Source organism: Sphingobium sp. AntQ-1, from assembly GCF_028538045.1.
Classification (GTDB): Bacteria; Pseudomonadota; Alphaproteobacteria; order Sphingomonadales; family Sphingomonadaceae; genus Sphingobium; species Sphingobium cupriresistens.
In genome coordinates, this window is the sequence record NZ_CP117158.1 from 1636146 (window position 1) to 1653479 (window position 17334).

Here is a 17334-nt window from a genome sequence, read left to right on the forward strand (position 1 = left end):
GCCCGTTCAACACCATCATCATCGGAAGGAAGGCCCGATCATGACCGACACCAATTTCATGGCCAGCCCCGAAGAACGCGCACGGATCGCGGCCGAGGGCATGTATCACCCCGAAATGGAAGGCGACGCCTGTGGCGTGGGCCTGGTCGCCGCGACCGATGGTCGCCCCAGCCGCCGCGTCGTCGCCTCCGCGATCGATGCGCTCAAGGCCGTGTGGCACCGCGGCGCGGTCGATGCCGATGGCAAGACCGGCGACGGCGCGGGCATCCATGTCGACCTGCCGGTGCGCTTCTTCGACGATGCGATCGCGGATTCGGGCCACAAGCCGCTGCCCAATCGCCTCGCCGTCGGCATGATCTTCCTGCCGCGCACGGACCTCAGCGCCCAGGAAACCTGCCGTACTATCGTGGAAGCCGAAATCATCGAGGCCGGCTACACCATCTATGGCTGGCGCCAGGTGCCGGTGGACGTGTCGGTCATCGGCGAAAAGGCGCAGCGCACGCGCCCCGAAATCGAGCAGATCATGATCGCCGGCCCGATGCCGGAGGAACGCGACCAAGCCGAATTCGAAAAGGATCTCTACCTGATCCGCCGCCGGATCGAAAAGCAGGTCATCGCCGCGCAGATCCAGGATTTCTACGTCTGCTCGCTGTCGTGCCGGTCGATCATCTACAAGGGGCTGTTCCTCGCCGAATCGCTGTCGGTCTTCTTCCCCGATCTGCAGGACGAGCGGTTCGAAAGCCGGGTCGCGATCTTTCACCAGCGCTATTCGACCAACACCTTCCCGCAATGGTGGCTAGCCCAGCCGTTCCGCACTCTCGCCCATAATGGCGAGATCAACACGATCCGCGGCAACAAGAACTGGATGAAGAGCCACGAGATCAAGATGGCGAGCCTCGCCTTCGGCGAGCAGTCGGAGGACATCAAGCCGGTGATCCCGGCGGGTGCGTCCGATACCGCCGCGCTCGACGCCGTGTTCGAAGCGATCTGCCGGTCGGGCCGCGACGCGCCGACGGCCAAGCTGATGCTGGTCCCCGAAGCCTGGCAGGCCAAAAGCGCCGACCTGCCCAAGGCCCATGCCGACATGTACGACTATCTCGCCTCCGTCATGGAGCCGTGGGATGGCCCGGCCGCGCTCGCCATGACCGACGGCCGCTGGGTGGTGGCTGGTGTCGATCGCAATGCGCTGCGTCCGCTGCGCTACACGCTGACCGGCGACAATCTGCTGATCGTAGGGTCGGAAACCGGCATGGTCGTCGTGCCCGAAACCACCATCGTCAAGAAGGGCCGCATGGGGCCAGGCCAGATGATCGCCGTCGACCTGCTCGAAGGCGAAATCTATGACGACCGCGCGATCAAGGACCGGATCGCGGGCGAACGCCCCTATGGCGAACTGATCAAGGACTTCCTGGCCGTGGAAGACCTGGCCGAAGCGCCGACCGCGCTGCCGGCTTGGGACAAGGCTGAACTGACCCGCCGCCAGGTCGCCGCCAACCTGACGCTGGAGGATCTGGAACTGATCCTCGCGCCCATGGTGGAGGACGCCAAGGAAGCCATCGGATCAATGGGCGACGACACGCCGCTGGCCGTCATTTCCGACAAGCCGCGCACGATCAGCCATTTCTTCCGGCAGAATTTCAGCCAGGTCACCAACCCGCCGATCGACCCCTTGCGCGAACGGCACGTCATGAGCCTCAAGACGCGCTTCTCCAACCTCCACAACATTCTGGAGGAAGGCGCACAGAACAGCCATGTGCTGGTGCTGGAATCGCCGGTCGTGACGAGCGCCGAATGGGCGCGGCTGAAGGCCTATTTCGGTCCGTCCGTGGCCGTGATCGACTGCACCTTCCCCGCGAGCGGCGGGCAGGAGCAACTGCGCGCCGCCATTTCCCGCATTCGCGAGGAGGCCGAGCAGGCGGTGCGCGAGGGGCGCACCGAAATCTTCCTGACCGACGAGGGCGTCAATGCCGATCGTGCGGCGATCGCCGGCGTGCTGGCGGCGGCGGCGGTCCATACGCATCTGGTGCGCAAGGGGCTGCGCAGCTACGCATCGATCAACGTGCGGTCGTGCGAAGCGCTCGACACCCATTATTTCGCGGTGCTGATCGGCGTCGGCGCGACCACGGTGAACGCCTATTTGGCTGAAGCCAGCATCGCCGATCGCCATGCGCGTGGCCTGTTCGGGTCGCTGGACCTTGACGCCTGTTTCGAACGCTATCGCACGGCGATCAACGAAGGCCTGCTCAAGATCATGTCCAAAATGGGCATCGCGGTCATCAGCAGCTATCGCGGCGGCTATAATTTCGAGGCGGTCGGCCTGTCGCGCGCTCTGGTCAACGATCTGTTCCCCGGTATGCCAGCGAAGATTTCAGGCGAGGGCTATGCCTCGCTCCATTACAGCGCGATGCTGCGCCACGAGCAGGCGTTCGACGCCGCTGCCGTACGCCTGCCGATCGGCGGCTTCTACCGCCAGCGCCAGGGCGGCGAGAGCCATGCCTATTCGGCGCAGCTGATGCACCTGTTACAGACGGCCGTGGCGACCGACAGCTATTCGACCTATCTGCAATTTTCGCGCGGCGTGCGCGATTTGCCGCCGGTCTATCTGCGCGACCTGATGGAGTTCAACTTCGCCCGCGAAGCCGTGCCCATCGATGAAGTGGAAGCCACCACCGAAATCCGCAAACGCTTCGTAACGCCCGGCATGTCGCTGGGCGCGCTCAGCCCCGAAGCGCATGAAACGCTGGCGATCGCGATGAACCGCATCGGCGCCAAGGCGGTGTCGGGCGAAGGCGGCGAGGATGCGAACCGCTTCAAGCCCTATGAAAATGGCGACAACGCCAATTCGGTCATCAAGCAGATCGCGTCGGGCCGCTTCGGCGTCCATGCCGAATATCTGGCGTCGGCCGAGGAGATCGAGATCAAGGTCGCGCAGGGCGCCAAGCCCGGCGAGGGCGGCCAGTTGCCCGGCTTCAAGGTGACCGAGTTCATCGCCAAGCTGCGCCATTCGACGCCGGGCGTGACGCTGATCTCGCCGCCGCCGCACCACGACATCTATTCGATCGAGGATCTGGCGCAGCTCATCTACGACTGCAAGATGATCAACCCGCGCGCTCGCGTCTGCGTGAAGCTGGTCAGCCAGGCCGGCATAGGCACCGTCGCGGCAGGCGTGGCGAAGGCGCACGCCGACGTCATCCTGATCGCGGGCCATGTCGGCGGCACTGGCGCGTCGCCCCAGACGTCGATCAAATATGCCGGCACACCATGGGAAATGGGCCTGTCCGAAGCCAATCAGGTGCTGACCCTCAACGGGTTGCGCCACCGGGTGAAGCTGCGCACCGATGGCGGCCTGAAAACCGGGCGCGACATCGTGATCGCCGCGATATTGGGCGCGGAAGAATATGGCATCGGCACGCTGTCGCTGGTCGCCATGGGCTGCATCATGGTGCGCCAGTGCCATAGCAACACCTGCCCGGTGGGCGTGTGCGTGCAGGATGAAAAGCTGCGCCAGAAGTTCACCGGCACTCCGGAGAAGGTCATCAACCTGATGACCTTCATCGCGGAGGAAGTGCGCGAAGTCCTCGCCCGCCTCGGCTTCCGCAGCCTGGACGAAGTGATCGGGCGGACGGAACTGCTCAAGCAGGTCAATCGCGGGGCCGAACATCTCGACGATCTCGACCTCAACCCCATTCTGGCCAAGGTGGATGCCCCCGACGACCAGCGCCGGTTCAGCCTGGACCATTGGCGCAACGAAGTGCCCGACAGCCTGGACGCGCAGATGATGCGCGATGCCAAGGCCGTGTTTGAACGGGGCGAGAAGATGCAATTGACCTACACGGTGCGCAACACGCACCGTGCGGTCGGCACCCGTCTGTCGTCCGCCGTAACCGATCGTTTCGGCATGTCTACGCTGGCCGACGGGCATCTGACCGTGCGGTTGCGCGGGTCCGCCGGGCAGTCGCTGGGCGCGTTCCTGTGCAAGGGCATCACGCTTGAAGTGTTCGGCGACGCCAACGACTATGTCGGCAAGGGGCTGTCGGGCGGCATCATCAAGGTGCGCACGACCGTATCCAGCCCGCTGTCGTCAAAAGACAATACGATCATCGGCAACACCGTCCTCTACGGCGCGACCGGCGGCAAGCTGTTCGCGGCGGGTCAGGCGGGCGAGCGCTTCGCCGTCCGCAATTCGGGCGCGCAGGTCGTGGTCGAAGGCTGCGGCGCGAACGGCTGCGAATATATGACCGGCGGCACAGCCGTCATTCTGGGCAAGACCGGCGCGAATTTCGGCGCGGGCATGACCGGCGGCATGGCCTTCATCCTGGACGAGGATGGCAGCTTTCCGGCGCAGGCCAACCCCGAAGGCATTGTCTGGCAGCGACTGGACAGCGCCCATTGGGAGGCGCAGGTCAAGGCGCTGATCGCCGAACATGCGGTGGCGACCGACAGCAAATGGTCCAACACCATATTGGACGACTGGGATCGCTGGCGCCGCTATATCTGGCAGGTCTGCCCCAAGGAAATGCTGGGCCGCATCGCCCATCCGCTCAGCGACAGCGCAGCGGAAACGGTCGCCGCCGAATAGACCTGCTTTAAGGCCGGACACCCTCCGCCGTCGTCGCCACCAGCGTCGGCGGCGGAACCGCGCTTGCGCCGGTGCGCGTCACGATGGCGGGCGGCGGCGCGTCGTCGGCGAATCGCGCGGCCTGTGGCGGCACGATACGGACCGGCACAGGCGCGGCCGCAGGCATGATGTCTTCAGGCGGCTGTTCCGCCTCGTAATCCCGCATCGCTGGATCGCTACTCCCGCCGCGGGTCATGGCGTCCAATTCTAGCCCCGCCATGTCCGCCTGCCAGCGCCGCTCGGCCAGTGTCGGGCCGCAACCTGTGCAATGGATCGCCCCCGGCCCTTTCTGCATTGCAAACGACGTGTCGGTCGCCGCCTGATCGCTGATCACCGTCTCCACATATTCACTGGCGTTGCGCGCAGGCACCTGCGGGCTGGTCACATAACTGCCCAGCCCCAGCCCCATCATGGCCGCCGCGCCCAAGGTCGCGCCGGCACCCATCCAGAAATGCGCCGTCGTCATGCGGTTTCTCCTAGGCCGCTCACGCTATGGCGCGACAGCGGCATCACCTTCTCCAACCAATCACAACGCCGACGCCGATCACTTGTTGCATGGTGTAAAAGCCTTTGCTAAGGGCCGCCTCCTACCAAGGCACCGGCCCCGCCGGTTTCCCTGTTGATGTGCGGCCATGGCGGAATTGGTAGACGCGCAACGTTGAGGTCGTTGTGGGCGAAAGCCCGTGGAAGTTCGAGTCTTCTTGGCCGCACCATCATTATCCCGCGCCATCGCCATCGGGGCGAGCGGCCGGGAAAGCTGGCCGATACAGGCAATAAACTTCGTCGCTTCAGAGATTGGCTGTTGCATTGCAACAGGGGGTGGCGTTTGATCCGGCCATGCTCAAGGCCGCCCTCCACCATCTCACCGCCTATCGCTACAACCGCCCGATCCGGCTCGGCCCGCAGGTGATCCGCCTGCGCCCCGCGCCGCACAGCCGGACCAAGGTGCCCAATTATGCGCTGAAGATCGAGCCGGCGAACCATTTCCTCAACTGGCAGCAGGATCCGCACGGCAACTGGCTGGCGCGGGTGGTGTTTCCCGATCCGGTCGATCATTTCCGCATCCAGGTCGACCTGCTTGCCGATCTCGACATCATCAATCCGTTCGACTTCTTCGTGGAGCCCTATGCGGAAAATTATCCCTTCGCCTATGACGACCAGCTAAAGACCGACCTCGCCGCCTATTTCGATATCGAGGATCAGGGGCCAAGGTTCGAGGCAATGGTCGCCCAATATGACGGCTATCAAAGCCGCACCGTCGATTTCCTGGTGGAGGTGAACCGCCGCCTGCAACAACAGGTGGGTTACGTCATCCGCATGGAGGCAGGCGTACAGACGCCGGAGGAGACGCTGGACATCGGCACCGGCTCCTGCCGCGATTCCGCCTGGCTGCTGGTGCAGTTGCTGCGCCGGCTGGGCTTTGCTGCGCGCTTCGTGTCGGGCTATTCGATCCAACTCGTCGCCGATGTCGAACCGATCGAAGGGCCAAAGGGCGTCACCCAGGACGTGGTCGACCTCCACGCCTGGGCGGAAGCCTATGTGCCCGGCGCAGGCTGGGTCGCGCTCGACGCGACCAGCGGCATGTTCGCGGGCGAAGGCCATATCCCGCTCTGCGCCACCCCGCACTACAAGTCCGCCGCGCCGATCAGCGGCATGGCCGAACCGGCCGAAGTCGATTTCGAATTTGCGATGACCGTCAGCCGCATCGCCGAAGCGGTGCGCATCACCAAGCCCTTCACCGACAATCGCTGGGACGCGGTGATGGCGCTGGGGGCCAAGGTGGATGCGGACCTGATCGCGCAGGATGTGCGGCTCACTACCGGGGGCGAGCCGACCTTCGTGGCCGAAGATGGCGGCGACGCGGGCGAATGGAATGGCGATGCGGTCGGCCCGACCAAGGCCGCCTACGCCGACCGGCTGATCCGCAAGCTGCGCGCCGAATTTGCGCCCGGCGGCCTGCTGCACCATGGCCAGGGCAAATGGTATCCGGGCGAAAGCCTGCCGCGCTGGGCCTATGCGGTCTATTGGCGCAAGGACGGCACGCCGATCTGGCGCGACGACAGCCTGATCGCGCCCGACGACGCGCCCGAAGGCGCGGCGCAGGTCACGGCCGCCGACGCGAAGGCGTTCCTCGCCCACATGGCGGGCAATATGGGCTTTTCTGACGAATACACCCATGCCGTCTATGAAGATCCGGCGGTGTGGGCGGTGAAGGAAGCCGACCTGCCGCTCAACGCCAGCCCCGACGATCCCAAGATCAGCGATCCCGAAGCCCGCGCGCGCATGGTCAAGACGTTCGAGCGCGGCCTCGACCAGCCGGTCGGCTACGTCCTGCCCGTACAACGCTGGCAAAGCCAGGCCGCGACGCCCCGCTGGCAGAGCGAAATCTGGCAGCTGCGCCGCGGCCGCCTGTTCGCGGTTCCGGGCGATTCGGCGCTGGGCTATCGCCTGCCGCTGGGGTCGCTGCCCTATGTGCCGCCGTCCGACTATCCCTATATCCATCCCCGCGACACCAGCGAGCCGCGCGAACCCCTGCCCGATTTCCGTGCGCAGGCGCCGCAACAGGCCAGCATCGAGGAAGTCCGCGCCCAGCAATCGCAGCGCGTCGCCGGGCCGGACGGCGGCGTCGCCGCGCAGGACCGGGTCGAGCAGGTCTTCATCGAGGGCGCGGTGCGCACCGCCGTCACCGTCGAGCCGCGCGGCCATTATCTGTCGGTCTTCCTGCCGCCGGTGCAGGCGCTGGAAGATTATCTGGAACTGATCGCGGAAGTAGAAGCGACCGCCGAAGCGCTGCGCATCCCCGTGCGGATCGAGGGCTATGCCCCCCCGCCGGACCCGCGCATCGACGTGCTGAAAGCCACGCCCGATCCCGGCGTGATCGAGGTCAATGTCCAGCCCGCATCGAGCTGGGACGAAACGGTCGCGATCACCGAACGCCTCTATGCGCTGGCCCGCGAATGCGAACTGACCGCCGACAAGTTCATGGTGGACGGCCGCTCCGTCGGCACCGGCGGCGGCAATCATATCGTGCTGGGCGGCGCGACGCTGACCGATTCCCCGTTCATCCGCCGCCCGGACCTGCTCAAGAGCTTCGTCCTCTACTGGCAGCGGCATCCGGCCCTCTCCTACCTCTTCTCCGGCCTCTGCATCGGCCCGACGAGCCAGGCGCCGCGCATCGACGAAGCCCGGCATGACGGCCTCTACGAACTGGAGATCGCGCTGGCGCAGGTGCCCAACCCGTTCGCGGGCAATGGTGCAGCCCCGCCGCCCTGGCTGGTCGATCGCCTCTTTCGTAATCTGCTGGTCGACGTGACGGGCAACACTCACCGCACCGAAATCTGCATCGACAAGATGTTCTCGCCCGACGGCCCGACCGGCCGCCTCGGCCTGCTGGAGTTTCGCGGTTTCGAAATGCCGCCCGAAGCGCGGATGAGCCTGGCCCAGCAATTGCTGATCCGTGCGCTCGCCGCTTGGTTCTGGCGCCAGCCGCAACAGGGCGGCCTTGTTCGCTGGGGCACAACACTGCACGACCGCTTCATGCTGCCCCATTTCGTCTGGGCCGATTTCCTGGAGGTATTGTCCGACCTGCGCGGCGCAGGCTATGACTTCGACCCCAACTGGTTCGAGGCGCAGCGCCAGTTCCGCTTCCCGATCCATGGCGCGGTCGATGCCGGTGGCGTAGGGCTGGAAATCACCCATGCGCTCGAACCCTGGAACGTGCTGGGCGAAACCGGCGCGATCGGCGGCACGGTGCGCTATGTCGATTCATCGACCGAGCGGTTGCAGGTGCGCGCCACCGGGCTGGTCGCCGGGCGGCACATCGTGACCTGCAACGGTCGCCGCGTACCGATGACCGCGACCGCCGTGCCCGGCGAAGGCGTGGGCGGCGTGCGCTACAAGGCTTGGACGCCCGCCAATTGCCTCCACCCCAATCTGCCGACCAATGCGCCGCTGACCTTCGACGTGCTGGATAGCTGGAGCGGGCGGTCGCTGGGCGGCTGCGTCTATCATGTCGCCCATCCGGGCGGGCGCAATTACGACACGCTGCCGGTCAACGGCTATGAAGCGGAGGCGCGGCGCAAGGCGCGGTTCCAGGATTATGGCCATACGCCCGGCCAGGTCGACATGCCCGCCGCCGAACCCGCCAACGAGTTCCCGATGACGCTCGACCTGCGTTTCCACTATAGCGGACTGTGATGGCCGCGGACGTCCTCGCGCCCCGCGCAAGCGGTGAAGCCTGGGCGGACGCCTATCTCGCCACCGCGCCGGCCGGCGACCTGTTCGCCGGCGCGGCCCCCGCCATGGCGACGCGCTGGCGCGACATGCTGGGGCGGCTGTCGATTCAGGCGCAGGGCGATCCCGCGACGCTGGCCGACCATGTGTCGCGGCAGGCGATCGACCTCGGCATGGCGTTCCGCCTGACCGGCGACGAACAGGAACGCTCCTGGCCGCTCGGCCCGGTGCCGCTGTTGATCGACGCGGCGGAATGGGCGCAGATCGAACGCGGGCTGATGCAGCGGGCCAACCTGCTCGAACGGGTGGTGAGCGACATTTATTCGACCCAGTCGCTGGTCCGCGACGGCAAGCTGCCCGCCAGCATCGTTACCGGCAGCCCGCATTATTGGCGCGTCATGACCGGCACGCCGCCGCCGCGGGGCCATCATCTCCATTTCTACGCCGCCGATATCGGCCGCGGGCCGACCGGCGAATGGCGCGTGCTGGCCGATCGGGTGCGGACCCCCGTCGGCGTGGGCTATGCGCTGGAAAACCGGCTCGCTTTGTCCCGCGCCACCGGCGACCTGCTCGGCGCGATGAACACGCGGCGGCTCGCCCCCTTTTTCGACGAGTTGCGCCGCGGCCTCGCCGCCGATTGCGAGCGCACCGATCCGCGCATCGGCCTGCTGACGCCCGGTCGATTCAACCAGAGCTATGCCGAACAGGCGCATCTCGCCCGCTATCTCGGCCTGTTGCTGGTCGAGGGCGACGACCTGATCGTGTCGGACGGGCGGCTGTTCGTGCGGACGATTCAGGGGCTCAAGCGCATCGATGGCCTCTGGCGCTGGATGGACAGCCGCTTCCTCGACCCGCTCGCCTTCGACGGCCGGTCGCATATCGGCGTGCCCGACCTCTATAACGCCTGTGCGCGAGGCGGGCTGATGGTCAGCAACTGGCCCGGCGCGGGCGTGATCGAATCGCGCGCCTTCGCCGCGTTCCTGCCGCAACTGGCGCGCGAGTTGCTGGGCGCGGACCTGATCCTGCCCAATATCGCAACTTGGTGGTGCGGCCAGCGGCAGGAGCGCGACCATGTGCGGGCGCAGCTCGATAAACTGGTCGTCGGCTCCGCCTTCGACCAGGATGTCGCGGGCCTGCCCGACGCCCATTTCACGCCCGGATCAGGGCTGGACACCGCGCAGCGCGCCGCCCTTCTCGACGCGATGGCGCGGCGGCCGATGGACTATGTCGGGCAGGAAGTCGTCAAGCTGTCGACTACGCCCGCGATCATCGACGGGCAATTGACGCCGCTGCCCTTCACCCTGCGCATCTTCGTCGCGCGCGACGCCGCCGGCCAGTGGCGGGTGATGCCCGGCGGCTTTGCGCGGCTGGCGGGCCATGGCGACATTCGCGCCGCGCTGATGGGTCGGGGCGACATGTCCGCCGACCTGTGCGTGATCGACAGCCATCCGGTGCCGCCCGACAGCCTGCTGGGCGTCGGTGCGCCTGCCATCCGCCGCGTCGGCGGCATGTTGCCGGCCAAGGCAGCGGACAATCTCTTCTGGCTCGGCCGCTATATCGAACGGGCGGAAATGACGCTGCGGCTGGTCCGGGCGATCGTCGGCGGATCGATCGAGGCCGATCTGGGGCCGTCGCTGGCTTCGCCCACCATGGCGCGGCTGGTCGACCAGTTGGCGCTGTGGGGCGCGATCGCGGGGCGAGGCGGCGCGATCGGCCCCCTCTGCGCCACGGCGCTGGGCGATGCGCGCCAGTCGGGCAGCGTGCGCGCGCTGATGGGCGTGGTGGCCAATATCGGCGAGGGGCTGCGCGACCGGCTCGCCAGCGATTTCTGGCGACTGGTGCGCCTGCCCCTGCCCGGCTTCGACGGGAACGTCACCGAAACCCTGCTCGACGCCTCGTCCCGCATGATCGAGCGGATTTCCGCGCTGTCGGGCCTGGCCGCGGAAAATATGGGCCGGACCGAGGGCTGGCGCTTCCACGATATGGGGCGGCGGATGGAACGGGCGGTCAACGGCTGCCGCCTGCTGACCGCGTTCGGCAACGACCAGGCCTCAGCCGACGACCTGACCGTGCTGCTGGACCTGATGGACAGCCAGATCAGCTATCGCACCCGCTACCTGACCGGCCCGGCGCTGCCCCCGGTGCGCGATCTGGTTGCTTTGGAGCCGCATAATCCCCGCGCCATCGCCTATCAGGCGGCGCGGCTGGCCGAGCATGTCGCCGCTCTGCCCACGCTGCGTGCCGACGGCATGCCCGAAGAGCCCCGCCGCCTGGCCGACGCGCTGGTCGCCCGGCTCGCGCCGCTGACCGGAGACATGCTGACCATGGGCGACATCGGCGATGTTGAAAGCCGCCTGCTGCGCCTGTCGGATGCGATCGGCCAGCGTTACTTCCTGCAATTGCGCAAGACCCAGACGCCGGACCTGCTGTCATGATCTACCATGTCCGCCACCAGACCATCGTCCGCTATGCCAGTCCCGTGCGGCTCGCCCGCTTCAACCTGCGGCTGCGCCCCGCGCCCTGGACGGGCCAGTGGACGTCCGACTATGCGCTGACCGTCGATCCCTTGCCCTCCGCCATCGAATCGCGGCCCGGCGCCTGGCCGGTCAACGTCGCCCGGCTGGTGATCGAAAATCCGATCCGCCAGTTGACGATCGAAAGCCGGTTCCGGGCCGGGGTGGATAATGGCCCACAGATCTCGCCGCAAAGCGACGACCCGACCATCGCCACCGTCGCGCAAGCCGCCCTGCTGGATCGCGACATGGGGCCTTCCGCCCCCGCCCATTATCTCTACGCCTCGCCGCGCGCGCCGCTGCTCGCCCAGATCGGCGACTGGGTGGGCGCCATGCTGGCCCCGAACCGGCCGATCGTCGCCGCCGCGCTGGACCTGACCCGGCGCATCCAGGCCGAGTTCGCCTATGAACCCGGCGCGACCGATGCCTCCACCCCGGTCGCCGACGCCTTCGCCGCGCGCCATGGCGTGTGCCAGGATTTCGCGCATGTGATGGTGGTGGCGCTGCGCCTTGCCGGCCTTCCCGCCGCCTATGTCAGCGGCTATCTGCGCACCCTGCCGCCGCCCGGCCGCCCCCGGCTGATCGGCGCCGACGCGATGCACGCCTGGGTGATGCTGTGGTGCGGCCCGACGCGCGGCTGGATCGGCTTCGACCCCACCAATGGCGTCATCACGCATGACGGGCATCTGTTCGTCGCCATGGGCCGCGACTATGCCGATGTCGCGCCGATGGACGGGCTGTTCGTCGGCGGCGCGGGCCAGAGCCTGCGAGTCATGGTCGACGTCGCGCCGGAAGAAGAAACCGCGCTCAGCTGAACAGAAGCGGCATTCCCGTCCTGGGCCGAATCGTCAGGCGGCTGATCGGTTCGGGCTTGAAGCCTTCCGGCACGGCAAGGGAAAAGCGGCGCACGACGCTGGCGATCACCGTCATCACCTCCTGCTGGGCGAAGCCCGCGCCGACGCACACGCGCGGGCCGCGGCCGAACGGGAACCAGGCCTGTTTCGCCATGTCCGCATTGGCCGGATCGTCGAAGCGATCGGGATCAAAGGCATGGGGACAGGCCCAATTATCCTTGTTGCGCTGGGTCAACCAGGGCGCGACCACCAGCATCGATCCGGCTTCCAGATGCTTGTCGCGCATCGGCATCGGGCAGGTAACTTCGCGCGGCAGGAAGGACACGGGCGGATAGAGGCGCAGCGTCTCCTTGAAGATATTGCGGACCTGTCCCATGTCCTTGAGCATCGCCGCGGTCAGCGGGGCGTCGCCTGCGACCTCCGCGATCTCCGTCCGGACCCGATCCTGGATATGGGCGCATTCGGCCAGCATGTAGAGCGCCCAGGTCATGGTGCTGGCCGATGTTTCATGCCCGGCCAGGAAGATGGTCGACACCTGTTCCATCACCTGCTGACAGGTGAAGGCTAAGCCGGTCTGCGCGTCCTTCGCCTCGATCAGCGATTGCAATATGTCGCGATGCGGCGCTTGCCCGCGGGCGTGCCATCCTTCGTAGCGCGCCTCCACGATCGGCCGGAACACGTCGTGGATCGCCCGCGCCGGACCTTCGGATCTTTTCTCGAACCAGCCCGCCGGCAGGCCGTAGAGGCGCAGCATCGATGCGCTGTGGGCGAGCCGCTGGAATTTGCCAAAGGCGGTGTGGATGATGTTCGATCGCTCGGCATCCAGCGTCTGCGAAAACAGCGTGCGAAAGATGATGTCGGCCGCGACATGGGTCATCATCGGGTCGATATCGACCGGCTTGCTGCGGTCCGCCGCGTCGAGCCGGGCGAGCAGATCGTCCGCCGCTGCGACCATTAGCGGCATCGATTTGGTCAGCGCAGTATGGGCGAAGGCGGGATTGACCATCGCCCGCTGGCTTTCCCAATCCGCGCCATTGGCGGAAAAGACGCTGTTGCCGATCAGCGGGTCGAGGTTGCGCACCAGTTCGCTATGCTTGGGATAAGCGGTGCCGCCGCGCAATATCTGGTCGACCAGCCTCAGTTCGTTGGCGATGTACATGGTGCGTCCGGGCAAGCGGATCTCGCCCATCTTCATCGTATAGCTTTTGTCGAACAGCACATGGATCCAGCTATGCCAGCCGCGCAGAAACCGCTTGATCAGGCCCCGCTTGGTGCGGGGCGGCTGCGGATAGGGGGGCGTAAAAAGATCGGTCACGGGATCGTCCTGAACGCGGCGACGGCGTCGTCCACAGTGCGGCGGCCAGCGGTCAGGCTGATGAAATCGAGCGGCGAGAGCCGATCGCCGACGCGCAGATAGTCGAAATGGGCCTCATATTTGTTCGACCATCCGCCATGATAATTGTCCGGCTCGTAGAAGAGATGGAAGCGCGGCGATAGCATATCGACCCGCGCCGCATGAGCATCGGCGACGAGCCGGAACGGATTGACGTTATAATAGGCCGCGCCATCGGGCGGGGAACTGATGTCGACATAGCGGAAGGCCTTGTCGGCCAGCGCGCGCAGATCGTCATGATACCAGGTCGCGTCGCGGCGCAGGCCGATGACTGGCACCACCTGCCCCAACCCCAGCATCACGAAATGATCGGGCAGGCTGCCGCCGCGCAACGCGATCAGGCGGCGCATCAACCGCATCCCCAATATCGTCCCCGCGCTGTGCGTGACAAGTTGCACCTCGTCCCAATTCCCATCCAGTTCCTGCGCCATCCGCGCGGCGAACTGATCGATCCGCTCATCCAGCGCCGCGCCCGGTCCCTGCGCGGCCAGCGCGCCATGATAGGTCATGAAGCGCAGCAGCCAGGGCACGACCAGCTTGGCCAGGATGCGGCCCGACAGAAAGGCGCTGAACGCGATGCCGATGATCGCCCCGATCCAGAAGGGCAGTAGCAGCGACAGCAACAGCGCGGGCGCCAGCGCCAGCAACAGCGGGATCAGCACGGCCAACAGCGGCGGATAGAGGATGGTGACGACCGGCCCCTTGCGCAGCCGGCGCATCCGCAGGAAATCCATCTGACGGGCATGGCCGGCATAGGCGCGGGCCGCGCGCAGGGCGAGGTTGAGCGGATTGCGAATCCACACCTTGCCGATCAAATCCTCCCAGCGGAGATATTCATAGTCGATTTCGACTCCAGCCTGCGGGTTATCGACGGTCCAATGCGCCGATACGATCGATCCGGCTGCCCCCGCCTGCCGACCGCCCACGGCCAGCGTTTCGCCCGTCAGTGCCGCATGGCGCGCCGCCTGCTCGCGATAGAGCTGATGGTAGAAACGCACGCCACGTGGATCGAAACCGCCGAGGTAGAAGACTTTACGCTTGAACTTTTCCAACAGCATTGCCCTAATCACGCGCATGAGCACGCCCGAACGCGACTACTGCTATTTCATCGACCACCGCAAATACAACCGCAATGTCGGCTGTCGAAAGCATGACAATATGTACGGCATCAATGGCGGCGGCAGCGAACGGGACCGGTGGCGGGCCGACCTGACCTTCTACCGCCACATGAAATCCAATGGCGATCCGATGGCAATCCCTTCCTTGCTCGCCTGCCTCGCCTTCGGCTGGTTCTGCTGGAACTATCATCCGGACAAGGGGCTGTGGCGCGGGCAATTGTTGCGCCGCTTCGCCAAAGCGCCCAAATGACCGCCATGACCAATCCCAAACATGTGACCGCAGGGCCTATCACCTTCGGCAACGACCTGCCCTTCGTCTTGATTTCCGGCCCCTGCCAGATCGAAAGCCGCGACCATGCGCTGTTCATGGCCGATGCGCTGGCCAAGACGGCCGACAAAGCGGGCGTGCCCTTCATCTTCAAATCCTCCTTCGACAAGGCGAACCGGACGTCGATATCGGGCCGACGCGGCGTCGGCATTGACGCGGGGCTGGCGATTCTGGCGGACGTTAAGGCGACGCTTGGCTGCCCGGTGCTGACCGACATCCATGGTCCCGAACAGGTCGAAGCCGCGGCGCAGGCGGTGGATATCCTGCAAATCCCCGCCTTCCTCTGCCGCCAGACCGACCTGCTGCTCGCCGCCGGGCGCACCGGGGCGATCATCAACGTGAAAAAGGGCCAGTTCCTCGCGCCCTGGGACATGGCGGCAGTGGCGCAGAAAGTCGCCTCCACCGGCAACGACCGCATCCTGCTGACCGAACGCGGGGCGAGCTTCGGCTACAACAGCTTGGTCAGCGACATGCGCGCGCTGCCGACCATGGCCCAGACCGGCTATCCGGTGATCTTCGACGCCACCCATTCGGTGCAGCAGCCCGGCGGTCTAGGCACCGCATCGGGCGGCCAGCGCGAATTTGCGCCCCTTCTGGCCCGCAGCGCGGTGGCGGCAGGCGTCGGCGCGATCTTCGCCGAAGCACATGACGATCCCGACAACGCGCCCTCCGACGGCCCGGTGATGCTGCCGCTGGACTGGGTGGGGCCAATGTTGGAGAAGCTCAAGGCGATCGACGAGGTTGTGAAGGGATAAAAACCGCCGGTTCCCGCGCAGGCGGGAAGCTAGTCCCGGCCTCAGAACTGGACTCCCGCCTGCGCGGGAGCACCCCATATCTTTAAGGCCGCACCTGCCCCGTCCCGCGCACGATCCATTTATAGGTCGTCAGCCCTTCCAGCGCCACCGGCCCACGCGCATGGAGCCGCCCGGTCGAAATGCCAATCTCCGCGCCTAGCCCAAATTCGCCGCCATCGGCAAACTGGGTCGATGCGTTCCACATCACGATCGCGCTATCCACGGCGTTGAGGAAGCGCTCGGCCGTCGCGCCATCCTCCGTGATGATCGCGTCAGTATGGTGGCTGGCATGGGCGGCGATATGGGCAATGGCATCCTCCACGCCATCGACCAATCGAACCGATACGATCGCGTCGAGATATTCGGTGTCCCAGTCCGCATCCGCCGCCGCAATGACCCGCGCATCCATCGCCTGCACATCCTCGTCGCCGCGCGTTTCGCATCGGGCGTCCAGCAACGCCGTCACCAGTGCCGCCGCCGCGCCATAGGCGCGATCGATCAGCACCGTTTCGGTGGCGCCGCACACGCCCGTCCGCCGCATCTTGGCGTTGACGACCAGCGCCTGCGCCATGGCGGGGTCGGCCGCCCCGTCGACGTAGCTGTGGTTGATACCGTCCAGATGCGCCAGCACCGGCACGCGCGCCTCTTCCTGCACCCGCGCGACCAGGCTCTTGCCGCCGCGCGGCACGATCAGATCGACAAACTCGGCGGCTTTCAGCAGCGCACCCACGGCCGCGCGATCGGTCGTGGGCACCAATTGCACGACATCGGCGGGCAGGCCGGCGGCGACGATGCCCTCGACCATCGCAGCATGGATCGCACGGTTGCTCTCCTTCGCTTCGCTGCCGCCGCGCAGGATCACCGCATTGCCCGCGCGCAGGCACAAAGCCGCCGCGTCCGCCGTCACATTGGGGCGGCTTTCATAGATGATGCCGATCACGCCCAGCGGCACGCGCACCCGACTGAGTTCCAAGCCATTGGGGCGCACCACGCTGTCGATCACGCTGCCTAGCGGATTGGCGAGCGTCGCGACCTGCTCAACGCCCTCGGCGGTGGCGGCGACGCGCTCTGCGTTCAACTTCAGCCGGTCGAGGAGCGCAGGCGAGAGGCCATTGGCGACCGCATTGTCCATGTCGCGCGCATTGGCGGCGATGATCGCCGGCGCCTGATCCCGCAACGCCTGCGCCGCGCGCCGCAGCGCGTCGGCCTTTTGCGCGTCGCTCGCCTGCGCGATCGTCGCGGCGGACGCGCGCGCCCGCGCGCCCAGCATGGCGATCAACATTTCAGGGGTCTGGGTCAGGTCGTTCATGGGAAAGCTCTCGCCGAAAGGTCGGCCGCGCCTTAGCATGAAAGCGCGCCGAAACGAAAGCGGCAGACCTTGGGGAGAAATAGTGCCGACGACCGGATCATGGGTCGCAATATGATCCGGCCGCCGGCCCAGCAGGACGAACCCGCCTGCGGCATTCTCTACCCTTTCGTGATG

The 17334-nt window shown here is 66.3% G+C and carries 10 protein-coding genes and 1 tRNA gene; 7 read left to right on the top strand and 4 right to left on the bottom strand.

All coding sequences use genetic code 11. The annotated features are described in order from the left end of the window. Positions 1–40: 40 nt before the first annotated feature. A complete protein-coding gene (gltB, locus tag sphantq_RS08140) occupies positions 41–4579 on the top strand; it encodes a glutamate synthase large subunit (RefSeq protein WP_272799990.1) in 4539 nt (1512 codons plus the stop codon). A 7-nt stretch (positions 4580–4586) separates the two neighbouring features. Here the strand turns inward: gltB and sphantq_RS08145 are convergent, their stop codons facing one another. Continuing rightward, a complete protein-coding gene (locus sphantq_RS08145) occupies positions 4587–5084 on the bottom strand; it encodes a hypothetical protein (protein WP_129926759.1) in 498 nt (165 codons plus the stop codon). Positions 5085–5244: 160 nt separating this feature from the next. Here sphantq_RS08145 and sphantq_RS08150 point away from each other — a divergent pair. The 4 genes from sphantq_RS08150 (at position 5245) to sphantq_RS08165 (ending at position 12179) form a co-directional block, all read left to right on the top strand. Then, positions 5245–5331: transfer RNA gene (locus sphantq_RS08150), tRNA-Leu, on the top strand. A gap of 124 nt (positions 5332–5455) precedes the next feature. Continuing rightward, positions 5456–8815: a transglutaminase family protein gene (locus sphantq_RS08155; protein ID WP_272799991.1), complete on the top strand. Its 3360-nt coding sequence runs from the start codon at positions 5456–5458 to the stop codon at positions 8813–8815. Continuing rightward, the gene (locus sphantq_RS08160; protein ID WP_272799992.1) at positions 8815–11286 is read left to right on the top strand and encodes a circularly permuted type 2 ATP-grasp protein; all 2472 of its coding nucleotides are present in this window, start codon (positions 8815–8817) and stop codon (positions 11284–11286) included. The genes sphantq_RS08155 and sphantq_RS08160 overlap by 1 nt, the downstream gene beginning before the upstream one ends. Beyond that, positions 11283–12179, top strand: a complete 897-nt coding sequence (locus sphantq_RS08165) for a transglutaminase family protein (RefSeq protein WP_272799993.1) — start codon at positions 11283–11285, stop codon at positions 12177–12179. The genes sphantq_RS08160 and sphantq_RS08165 overlap by 4 nt, the downstream gene beginning before the upstream one ends. Here the strand turns inward: sphantq_RS08165 and sphantq_RS08170 are convergent. Both sphantq_RS08170 and sphantq_RS08175 read right to left on the bottom strand, forming a co-directional pair. Beyond that, positions 12172–13533 (bottom strand): cytochrome P450, encoded by a 1362-nt coding sequence (locus sphantq_RS08170; RefSeq protein ID WP_272799994.1) that lies wholly within the window; start codon positions 13531–13533, stop codon positions 12172–12174. The genes sphantq_RS08165 and sphantq_RS08170 overlap by 8 nt on opposite strands. Next, entirely contained in the window at positions 13530–14663 is a 1134-nt protein-coding gene (locus sphantq_RS08175) for a hypothetical protein (protein WP_272799995.1), read from the bottom strand. Before sphantq_RS08175 ends, sphantq_RS08170 begins: the two co-directional genes overlap by 4 nt. A 22-nt stretch (positions 14664–14685) precedes the next feature. Between sphantq_RS08175 and sphantq_RS08180 the strand changes: the two genes are divergently transcribed. Together sphantq_RS08180 and kdsA are read left to right on the top strand one after the other, a co-directional pair. Further along, the gene (locus sphantq_RS08180; protein WP_066606615.1) at positions 14686–14979 is read left to right on the top strand and encodes a hypothetical protein; all 294 of its coding nucleotides are present in this window, start codon (positions 14686–14688) and stop codon (positions 14977–14979) included. 5 nt (positions 14980–14984) lie between these two features. After that, entirely contained in the window at positions 14985–15812 is an 828-nt protein-coding gene (kdsA, locus tag sphantq_RS08185) for a 3-deoxy-8-phosphooctulonate synthase (RefSeq protein WP_272800202.1), read from the top strand. A gap of 82 nt (positions 15813–15894) precedes the next feature. On the opposite strand, the gene sphantq_RS08190 is transcribed toward kdsA, so the two are convergent. Continuing rightward, positions 15895–17160, bottom strand: a complete 1266-nt coding sequence (locus sphantq_RS08190) for a glutamate-5-semialdehyde dehydrogenase (protein ID WP_066606618.1) — start codon at positions 17158–17160, stop codon at positions 15895–15897. Positions 17161–17334 lie beyond the last annotated feature (174 nt).

What these genes read in the sequence shown, in the direction of transcription:
- sphantq_RS08165 (WP_272799993.1), top strand. Translation starts at nt 11,283, where the DNA reads ATGATCTACCATGTCCGCCACCAGACCATCGTCCGCTATGCCAGTCCC.
- sphantq_RS08145 (WP_129926759.1), bottom strand. Translation starts at nt 5,084, where the DNA reads ATGACGACGGCGCATTTCTGGATGGGTGCCGGCGCGACCTTGGGCGCG.
- gltB (WP_272799990.1), top strand. Translation starts at nt 41, where the DNA reads ATGACCGACACCAATTTCATGGCCAGCCCCGAAGAACGCGCACGGATC.
- sphantq_RS08180 (WP_066606615.1), top strand. Translation starts at nt 14,686, where the DNA reads ATGAGCACGCCCGAACGCGACTACTGCTATTTCATCGACCACCGCAAA.
- sphantq_RS08190 (WP_066606618.1), bottom strand. Translation starts at nt 17,160, where the DNA reads ATGAACGACCTGACCCAGACCCCTGAAATGTTGATCGCCATGCTGGGC.
- kdsA (WP_272800202.1), top strand. Translation starts at nt 14,985, where the DNA reads ATGACCAATCCCAAACATGTGACCGCAGGGCCTATCACCTTCGGCAAC.
- sphantq_RS08155 (WP_272799991.1), top strand. Translation starts at nt 5,456, where the DNA reads ATGCTCAAGGCCGCCCTCCACCATCTCACCGCCTATCGCTACAACCGC.
- sphantq_RS08160 (WP_272799992.1), top strand. Translation starts at nt 8,815, where the DNA reads ATGGCCGCGGACGTCCTCGCGCCCCGCGCAAGCGGTGAAGCCTGGGCG.